This window comes from Rubrivirga sp. (assembly GCF_049648075.1).
Lineage (GTDB): Bacteria > Bacteroidota > Rhodothermia > Rhodothermales > Rubricoccaceae > Rubrivirga.
The window spans coordinates 1-9,009 of record NZ_JBARYR010000367.1 but is presented as its reverse complement, the minus strand read 5'-3'; the positions used below and the strand labels follow the sequence as shown (position 1 = coordinate 9,009).

Sequence of the window (9,009 nt, the reverse complement as noted above, 5' to 3'; positions counted from 1 at the left end):
GGACGGCGCGCGCGAGATGGGGCTGGCCATCGAGCGGCTGGTCGACCGTCAGGCCGGGCCGGCGTCGGCGAACCAGCGGACCTCGATGTCGCACCTCAACAGCTTGGCCCTGCTCTTGGCGGACCTGCTGGAGCAGCTCCAGAACCAGAGCAACTCCAGCGGCAGCGGTGGCGGCGGAAGCGGGAGCAGCCAGGGGATGGGCGAGCAGATGCAGCAGGCCGCGCAGCGCCAGGCCGAGATGAACCGGCGGATCCAGCAGATGCTCAACGAGGGCGCGGGCGGCGAACGGCTGTCCCCCGACCAGGGTCAGCGCTTGCGTCAGATGGCCGAGCAGCAGGAGGCGCTCCGCCGCCAGATCCAGCGCGCCCTCGAGGGCGGCGGCGCAGGCCTGCACCCGGACGACCGGGCCGGCCTTCAGCGCATCGAGGAGCAGATGAGGGAGCAGGCCGCGGAGCTCCGCAACGGCCAGCTCAACCGTCGCACGGCGCCGCGTCAACAGCAGATCTTGGAACAGCTCCTCGAGGCCGAGCGGTCGGCGAACCAGCGTGGGCGGGAAGAGCGCCGGGAGGCCCAGGCCGGGTCACCCCAGCGTCCACCTCCCGCCTCTGAGCCCCGGACGACGCGCCCGCCGGACCGCGTCCGGGCGGACCTGATCCGCGCCCTCGAGTCGGGGTACTCGCCGGACTACCAGGACCTGATCAAGCTCTACTTCGAGCGGCTTCAGGCGCGGGTGTCGGGGTAGCGACCTCGAGGACGAGATGCACGGGTTGCGCGCCGGTGAATACTGACGCACCAGCGGTGTGTCCATACGGTAGTGCGTGGGCTCGGGTAATTACGCGTGGTGACCGTCACGTCGTGGGCCGCCGGGATTCCATCGGGCGGGGTTGGCCACGATGTACCGGCGCCACCCCTCGGCCTCGAGGACGATGCGGTCGTGGAACCGCCCTTGCCAGACACGGACCGCAGGATTGGACTCACGAATTCGCTTGGTGACGACAGACTTGTACTGGCGCATGATGGACGACACAGTCCCTGAAATCGCGGTCCCAAACCGCCTTTCATTCGGGTAGGGACACACCGCTGGTGTGTCCGCATGGTTGGCGGCTTCCTCGTCGTGACCACCGCCCTCGACGATCCCGAACAGTAGATGTACGTGGTCCGGCATCACCACGAACGCATCGAGGACGACCGCGTCACGCATCTCCCCTGTCAGCACCCATTCGTCGCGTGCGATCTGCCCGAACGCCGACAGCACCACCTCGCCCTCGAGGACGACTCCGAACAACGGTGCCCGCCCCCACGTGCAGACCGTAACGGCGTACAGGCCGTCGCGGTAGCCGTGATCACGAAGGCGGACAGAGCGACGGTCGCGAGAGCGCATCGAGGACGAGTGGGAAACAGATAGACCCGTCGCGGCCCCATCCGCCACACGACCTCGAGGACGCTACCCCACCACCTCGACGTCGCCGTACGACACGATCCCTCCGTTGCCCGTGACCAGCACCACGCGGTACAGCCTCGGCCCCTCGATGGCGAGCTGGCGCACGCTGACCGCGAACGGGTAGAACCCCGACGCCGCCGCCTCGGGCCGCTCCGCCTCCGGGTCTCGAATGCGGAGCAGGTCGACGACTCGCGTGACCGGGTCGACGGATCGCACGACCAGGCGGAGACCACCGGGCACGCCCTGCGTATCGACGACGAAGCTCAGCGCCTCACCCAGCTGGACCGGATTGGGCGACGGCAGGCTCAAGATCGTGACTTGGTTCGCGTACGCCGGCCCAATGCGCCAGTCGTCGGGGTCGCGGCTCGTCACGGTCCCGTCGGCCTCGGTCTGGGTCACACCGGAGGCCGGGGCCAACAGCGCCTGGTCCTCGAACAAACGCTGGCCTTCGACCTGGGACCCGTCGCACGCTACGAGAAGGCACACAAGGGACAGGGCAACGAGGCGTAGCATGGGGCGCAAGATCTGTCCGTCCGCAACGTCCCCGCCCTCGAATCGGTGCCCACCTCGACCCCTCCTGTCGTACTGGCCCGCGACCTCGAGGTCGCGCTGGGCGGACGCCCCGTCCTCGAGGGCGTGTCGTTCCACGTCGAGGACGGAGACGCGGTGGCCGTGGTCGGGCCGAACGGGGCGGGCAAGACGACGCTCCTGCGCGCGATCGCCGGGCTGATTCCGCACACCGGCACGCTCGAGCTTCGAGGACGCGACGTGGCGGACTGGAAGGCGCGAGCGCGGGCGCGAGAGGTCGCCCTGGTCCGGCAGCAGACGGACCTGTCGGTCGCGTTCACCGCCGCCGAGGTCGTCGCGCTGGGCCGCTCCCCTCACCTCGGCTGGACCGAGGGGCTCGGCACCGACGACGACGACCGGGTGCGGCGCGCCCTCGAGGCCGTCGACCTCGCCGACCTCGCCCATCGGCCCGTGACGGAGCTCTCGGGCGGTGAGCAGCAACGGGTGGCCTTGGCCCAGGCCCTCGCCCAGGACGCGGGGCTGCTCTTGCTGGACGAGCCGACGGCCCACCTCGACGTCCGCCACCAACTGGACCTCCAGGCGCGACTGTCCCGGCTCGTCCTCGAGGGCCGGACGGTCGTCGCCGCCGTTCACGACCTCGAGCTGGCCGCTCGCTTTGCGACCCGATTGTGGGTGCTTCACCAGGGCCGACTGGTCGCCGACGGACCGCCCACCTCGATCCTCACGTCGGGTCTTCTGCGCGACGTATTTGGGGTAAACGCCGATGTCGAGGTCACCACGGGCGAGGTCCGGGTCCGGTACCTTGACGTCGCGCGCTAACACACCTCTCGGGCCGTTCCCCGCCCCTCCGCTCCACGCATGAAGGTCTACACCAAAACCGGCGACGATGGCACCACGGCACTCTTCGGAGGCAGCCGCGTCGCCAAGAGCCACCCTCGTATCTCGGCATACGGCACCGTGGACGAGGTCAACGCGGCCTTGGGGATGGCCCGCGCCGCCCTCCCCGCCGACCGCTCCGACGCCGACCGACGGACCGACGACCTGTTGGGCCGGCTCCAGAACGAGCTGTTCGTGCTCGGTGGCGACCTCGCCTCGCCGGGCGACGTGACCTATCCGGTCCCTCGCATCGAGGCCCACCACGTGTCCGGCCTCGAGGACGAGATCGACTCTCTCACTGAGGACCTGCCGCCACTCAAGAACTTCGTCCTGCCCGGCGGCACCGCCTGCGCGGCCGCGCTGCACCTCGGCCGGACCGTGTCTCGGCGCGCCGAGCGGTTGGTCGTCGAGACGTCGACCCTCGAGGAGGTCTCGATCGAGTGCCTCCACTACCTCAACCGTCTGTCGGACCTGCTCTTTACCCTCTCTCGCTGGGTCAACCTTCAAGCCGGCGTCGACGAGCCGGTCTGGGCACCCGTCGCCGACCGCACACCGTCATGAGTACGACAGACTATTCGTTCTCGGAGGAGCTCGCGAGCGCGATCACGCACGGGTTCGGCGCTGTCGCTAGCATTTGTGCTGGGGCTGTTCTGGTGACCCTCGCCGCGCTGTCTGGCGACGTGTGGGCCATCGTCGGCACGTCGGTGTTTGTCGGGACGCTGATCCTGCTGTACACGGCCTCGACGCTCTACCACGCCGTCCCACCGGGCAGAGCGAAGGTGGCCCTCAAGACGTTCGACCACTGTGCCATCTTTGCCCTGATCGCGGGGACGTACACGCCGTTCCTGCTCGGCAGCCTGCGCGGCCCCTGGGGTTGGTCGCTGTTCGCCGTCGTGTGGGCGCTCGCCGCGGCGGGCATCGTCTTCAAGCTGTTCTTTACCGGGCGGTTCAAGCTGGTCTCGACGTTGATCTACGTCGGGATGGGCTGGCTGATCGTGGTCGCGACTGGGCCGATGCGTGAGCTCCTGGCCCCCTCGACGCTGGCCTGGCTCGTGGGCGGCGGCCTGGCCTACACGTTGGGGACGGTGTTTTATATGAGCCAGCGTCGGTTCGCACACGCCGTGTGGCACGGGTTCGTGATGGCCGGGAGCGCCTGCCACGTGGTCGCGGCGTTCGTCGAGGTCCTGCACCTGTCGTAGATGACGTTCGAGGGCGTCGTCCTCGATGGTTCGACTGGCGCGAAAAGAGGAGCCGGAGCAGAGAGGCCTCTCGCGTGAGGCCTCTCGCCCGACCGGGCCCGTCCTCGAGGCCGACCCAAATGCATCGGCGGAGACCAGGTGCAGGTGCCCCGGCCTCGAGGTCGAATCAGCGGGCGATGCCTGAGAAGCGGGCGGTGTCGAAACCTCTCCCCCTCCGAACGCCTTCCCTAGCGCGTCCGGCCTCGAGGACGGACGGGCGTCGCTCAAGGTCGGCCTCGACCTCGACCCCTGGACCGGCCTCGAGGTCGCGCACTCAGAACCTCTCTTCTTCGCTCCTCACGCCATGTCCGCCACCGTCGTCTGGTATCGCAACGACCTCCGCCTCGAGGACCACGCCGCCCTAACGCACGCGACCGAGCGCGGCGACGTCGTGCCGCTGTTCGTCTGGGCGCCTGACGAGGAAGGCGACTGGGCGCCCGGAGGCGCTCACCGCTGGTGGCTCCACGAGTCTTTGCTCGCCCTCGACACGTCCCTGCGCGATAAAGGAAGCCGGCTCGTCCTGCGCGACGGCCCCAGCCTCGAGGCCGTCCTCGACGTGTGCCGGGCGACCGGCGCCGACCGCGTCGTGTGGCAGACCCGGCTCGCTCCCAACCTCGCATCTCGCGACTCGGAGGTCCGCCGTGCCCTCGAGGACGAGGGCATCGAGGTCCGCCAGTTCGCAGGTCGCATCCTGCACGACCCCGAGCAGGTCCAGACCGGATCAGGCGGGCCATACAAGGTGTTCACGCCGTTCTGGAAGAAGATGCAGGCGGAGACCGACGTGTCCGAGCCGCTGCCGGTGCCGCGACTGGGCGAAACGAAAGGGCCGGACGAGTGGCCGGGCTCCGCCGACCTCGAGGACTTCGGACTCACGCCTGAGGCGCAGGACGGCGTCGACTGGGCTGGCGCCATGCGCGACGAGTGGACGCCCGGCGAGGCCGGCGCCCTCGAGCGGCTCGACACGTTCCTTGCGGAGTCCGTCCTCGAGTACCCCGAGGGGCGGAACGTCCCGTCGGCTCGGGACACGTCGATGCTCTCGCCGCACTTGCACTGGGGCGAGATCAGCCCGCGGTTGGTCTGGCACCGGTCGCAAGACCGAGTCACGAACGGGGCGACCCGGGAGGCCGTCGACAAGTTCTTGAGCGAGATCGGGTGGCGCGAGTTCTCGTACCACGTGCTCCACCACTTTCCCGAGACTCCGTCCGAGCCGCTCAAGGAGAAGTACGCCAAGATGCCTTGGAAGGACGACGAGGATGCCCTCGAGGCGTGGCAGCGCGGCCAGACCGGCTATCCGTTGGTCGACGCCGGGATGCGCCAGCTCTACGCCATCGGCTGGATGCACAACCGGACCCGGATGGTGACGGCGTCGTTTTTGACCAAGGACCTCTTGGTCCGGTGGCAGGACGGGGCCGAGTGGTTCTGGGACGCGCTCGTCGGCGGCGACCTGGCCAACAACTCGATGGGCTGGCAATGGGCCGCCGGCTCCGGCGCGGACGCCCAGCCGTTCTTCCGGATCTTCAACCCAGTCTCCCAGAGCAAGAAGCACGACCCGGACGGGGCCTACATCCGCCAGTGGGTACCCGAGCTCGCGGACCTGCCCACCAAGCACATCCACGCCCCGTGGGACGCGCCGGCCGACGTCCTCGAGGACGCGGGCGTCGTGCTCGGCGAGACGTACCCGGCGCCGATGGTGGACCACGGCGAGGCTCGGGACCGCGCCCTCGAGGCCGTGAAGCAGGTGAACGGTTAAGGATCGTAGTGCAGGCTGGGCGGCTTATCATGATTCGACACGTCCCCAGGCTCGCATGCGTTTTCGTCACGCCCTATCTCTCGTCCTCCTCCTAGCGGCAGGCACAGCCAGCGCCCAGACGACTCTCGCCGAGGGGGACCTCGCGATCATCTCGGCCGATCCCGCCGACGAGCAGTTCTCGTTCGTCCTCTTGACCGACGTAGAAGCAGGGACCGTTGTCCGATTTTCAGACATCGATTTGCTAGCGGGTGGGGGGACCAGTGAGGACAACAGCGGCACCAGCAATGCGGATGGCGTCATTGAAGTGACGCTCTCAGCTCTCGATGCGGGCACGGTCGTTACCGTCATCCCCGGAACGATCCCGGCGCTTTCCGACCCAGGCCAAGGCACGGCCACGAACCCAAACACGTCCTTCAACCTCTCCACCTTCGGCGACTCCATTGTGGCGTACCAGGGCGGAAGCGGCACGACGCCGGTAGCGCCCGGCACCACATACCTGTACTACGTCGAGCTCGCTGACAGTGGTTCACAGGCCCCAGCCGCCCTTGGCGACGACGCCGTGTTCAACGACGGTGATGATGGGTTCGCGTACGACACCCGGCCGACCCCAACCGGCGCCGGCGCCCCCACCACGGGGACTCCTCCCGAGTTGATCGCGGCGTTTAACGACCCTGCCAACTACTTCCTGTCGGGTGGCGCCGACTTCGACCCGGAGACATACCTCCCAGACGCGTTCACGGTCTCCGACGGATCGCCCACGATCTCTGTGTCGCCGTCGAGCAGCGAGACCTCGCCCCTCCCCCTGGCCGAAAACGGAACGAGAACGTTTACAGTCACCCTATCGGAGACGCCCTCGAGCGATGTGACCGTCCCCCTTACATCGGGCGACGCGACCGAGGCCACGGTTCCGACCTCCGTCGTCGTCGCGGCCAGCACGACGAGCCAGACGTTTAATGTGGCCGGTGTCGCAGACGGGACGGTGGACGGAGACCAGGCCGTGACCATCACGACCGGCACAGCAACGGGCGACGCGACGTTCGCCGGCGTCGATCCTGCCGACATCTTCCTGACCGTCACGGACGTCGACGTGAACCTCGGCACAGAGCTCGAGGCGGGAGACCTCGCGATCATCGCGCTCGCGCCGGTCAACTCTACGGGGAGCGGCGGTCGTGGGGAAGAGTTCTCCTTCGTGCTGCTCAAAGACGTCGTGGACGGCACTCAGATCAACTTCTCCGACTACGCCGTCAGTTCCAACGGGACGATCACCGAGGGCGGCTTCGACGGCATCGCGACGGTCACGCTCAGCGCCCTCGAGGCCGGGACGGTCGTGACTGTCGACCTGACCAACAGAGAGCTCTTGGACTCGTCTCAGGGGAGCGTGGTCGTCGACGACCTGGGTCAGCCGCTCATCCTCTCGGAGTTCGGTGGCGACGCGTTCTTCGCATACCAAGGGAGCACCACTTCGCCGTCGGCGGGCGACTTCATTTACTACACCGAGATCCGCGACAACGGCTCAGTCCCGCCCGACGCCCTCAGAAACGATGCCGTGTTCGAGACCGGCAACCTCCGGGGGTTCTACTACGACACTCAGGGGCAGACTGAGGCGCCCACGTCCGGCACCCCGGACGAACTGCTCGCCGCGTTCGGTGACGTCGACAACTACGTCTTGCCACAGAGAATCGTGGGCGTGGACGACGCGGACCGGAACCCGTTGGACTTTGTACCCGACGCGTTCGAGATCTTGGAGACGGAGGGCACCATCACGGTCTCCCCCCTCGAGTTGACCATCGCGGAGGCCGGCTCGGCCGACACGGCCACCTTTGACGTCACCCTGTCGCGCACGCCCGCCGCCGACGTCACCATCCCCCTGTCGTCCGGCAACTCGGCCGAGGCGACCGTCGAGCCGACGTCCTTGACGTTCGAGGCCGGCACGCTAGACCTCACCCAGACCGTCACCGTGACGGGCGTCAACGACGACGTCACCGACGGCGACCAAGTGGCGACCGTCGCCGTCGGCGAAGCCACTTCGCGCGACGCCGGCTACGACAGCGAGAACCCAGCCGACGTGACCGTCACCGTCACAGACGTCCTAGGCCGCGACAACTCGGTCCAGTTCGCCGATGTTCAGCAGGCCGTCCTCGAGGACGCCGGCTCCGTCACGCTAGAGATCGTGGTCGGCGCCGAGCCCGACGCGCCCACCGACGTCACCGTCACGCTCACGTCAGGGGACTCCGCCGACCTCGACGGGTTCACCTCGGCCACCGTCACGATCGGCGGAGCCGACGACGACCGTGGCGACGACGGCCGCTACGTCGTGACCGTGCCGATCACCGACGACGTCCAACCGGAGGACACCGAGACGTTCATCTTCGAGGTGTCCGTCGAGGACAACGGCGCCGACGGCTTCACCCTCGAGGCCGGCGGCCAGGACCAGACCGCGCTCGTCGTCGTGGACAACGACGCGGACGCCATCACGGCCACCGTCCCGGTCGATGCCGGCGCGCCGCTCCTCTTCGCGGTCCCCGTCGGCGGGCTCCGGGCCGGCGACGTCGCCGAGCGCGCCGGCGTCGACGACGTCTTCGTCCTCCAAGGCGACGCGTTCGTTCCAGCCTCGCCCGACGACTTGCTCGCCTTTGGCCAAGCGGTCCTGCTCGGTCCCGACGTCGAGGGCGACCTGTCGCTGACCGGCGCCCCTGGCAACGGGAACACGACCTACAGCACCGGCGGCAGTGGCGGACGCGTGCTGGTCACCGTAGGGAACCCGACCGGCGAGCCGGTCTCGCTCGACGGCCTCGAGGTCGAGGGCGGCGCGCTCTCCGACGTCGCACTCGTCCTCGACGCAACGCTCGGCGCCTTCCGCCCGGTCTCGCTGGCCGGCCTCGAGGACGCCGCCCTCGGCGCGTACTCGATCGTCGTGCTCCAGGTAGCGCCCGACGGCGACGAGCCGGTCTCGGTCACGCTCGCAGATGCGTCCTCGGACGGCCCACTGATTGGCGACGCCCCGTTCATACCGACCGACGGTGAGACGACGGTCGTCCTCGAGCTCCGCCCGCAGCCGTCGAACGACGCGGACGGTGGGACACAGCAGATCGGGCCCCTCGCCACACCCGGTGACGTCGTTGCGATCCGCGTCGGCGTGGGGGGCGACGGCCTGGACGCGTTCGACGGCGCCGACA

Annotated in this window: 7 protein-coding genes and 1 pseudogene; 6 read left to right on the top strand and 2 right to left on the bottom strand. The window is 68.7% G+C overall.

The features are described from left to right. A pseudogene (locus tag WBA11_RS10740) lies at positions 1 to 742 on the top strand (chromosome partitioning protein ParA); the annotation flags it as partial. 90 nt (positions 743 to 832) lie between these two features. Here the strand turns inward: WBA11_RS10740 and WBA11_RS10735 are convergent. Together WBA11_RS10735 and WBA11_RS10730 are read right to left on the bottom strand one after the other, a co-directional pair. Then, a complete protein-coding gene (locus WBA11_RS10735; protein WP_424520685.1) occupies positions 833 to 1,381 on the bottom strand; it encodes a transposase in 549 nt (182 codons plus the stop codon). Between the two features lie 63 nt (positions 1,382 to 1,444). After that, on the bottom strand, positions 1,445 to 1,954 hold the full coding sequence (locus tag WBA11_RS10730) for a hypothetical protein (protein ID WP_424520684.1): 510 nt from the start codon (positions 1,952 to 1,954) through the stop codon (positions 1,445 to 1,447). A gap of 45 nt (positions 1,955 to 1,999) precedes the next feature. On the opposite strand from WBA11_RS10730, the gene WBA11_RS10725 reads away from it, so the two are divergent. The 5 genes from WBA11_RS10725 to WBA11_RS10705 form a co-directional block, all read left to right on the top strand. Continuing rightward, on the top strand, positions 2,000 to 2,788 hold the full coding sequence (locus WBA11_RS10725; RefSeq protein WP_424520683.1) for an ABC transporter ATP-binding protein: 789 nt from the start codon (positions 2,000 to 2,002) through the stop codon (positions 2,786 to 2,788). Positions 2,789 to 2,827: 39 nt separating this feature from the next. Next, positions 2,828 to 3,406, top strand: coding sequence for a cob(I)yrinic acid a,c-diamide adenosyltransferase (locus WBA11_RS10720; RefSeq protein WP_424520682.1), 579 nt, complete (start codon positions 2,828 to 2,830; stop codon positions 3,404 to 3,406). Further along, on the top strand, positions 3,403 to 4,044 hold the full coding sequence (gene trhA / locus WBA11_RS10715) for a PAQR family membrane homeostasis protein TrhA (protein ID WP_424520681.1): 642 nt from the start codon (positions 3,403 to 3,405) through the stop codon (positions 4,042 to 4,044). Before WBA11_RS10720 ends, trhA begins: the two co-directional genes overlap by 4 nt. 343 nt (positions 4,045 to 4,387) lie before the next feature. After that, on the top strand, positions 4,388 to 5,833 hold the full coding sequence (locus WBA11_RS10710) for a cryptochrome/photolyase family protein (RefSeq protein WP_424520680.1): 1,446 nt from the start codon (positions 4,388 to 4,390) through the stop codon (positions 5,831 to 5,833). Positions 5,834 to 5,888: 55 nt separating this feature from the next. Then, the coding region (locus WBA11_RS10705) for a hypothetical protein (protein WP_424520679.1) at positions 5,889 to 9,009 on the top strand (3,121 nt) is incomplete at its 3' end.

Excerpts from the sequence above, each read along its gene's own strand:
- WBA11_RS10720 (WP_424520682.1), top strand. The coding sequence starts at position 2,828 with ATGAAGGTCTACACCAAAACCGGCGACGATGGCACCACGGCACTCTTC.
- trhA (WP_424520681.1), top strand. The coding sequence starts at position 3,403 with ATGAGTACGACAGACTATTCGTTCTCGGAGGAGCTCGCGAGCGCGATC.
- WBA11_RS10730 (WP_424520684.1), bottom strand. The coding sequence starts at position 1,954 with ATGCTACGCCTCGTTGCCCTGTCCCTTGTGTGCCTTCTCGTAGCGTGC.
- WBA11_RS10710 (WP_424520680.1), top strand. The coding sequence starts at position 4,388 with ATGTCCGCCACCGTCGTCTGGTATCGCAACGACCTCCGCCTCGAGGAC.
- WBA11_RS10735 (WP_424520685.1), bottom strand. The coding sequence starts at position 1,381 with ATGCGCTCTCGCGACCGTCGCTCTGTCCGCCTTCGTGATCACGGCTAC.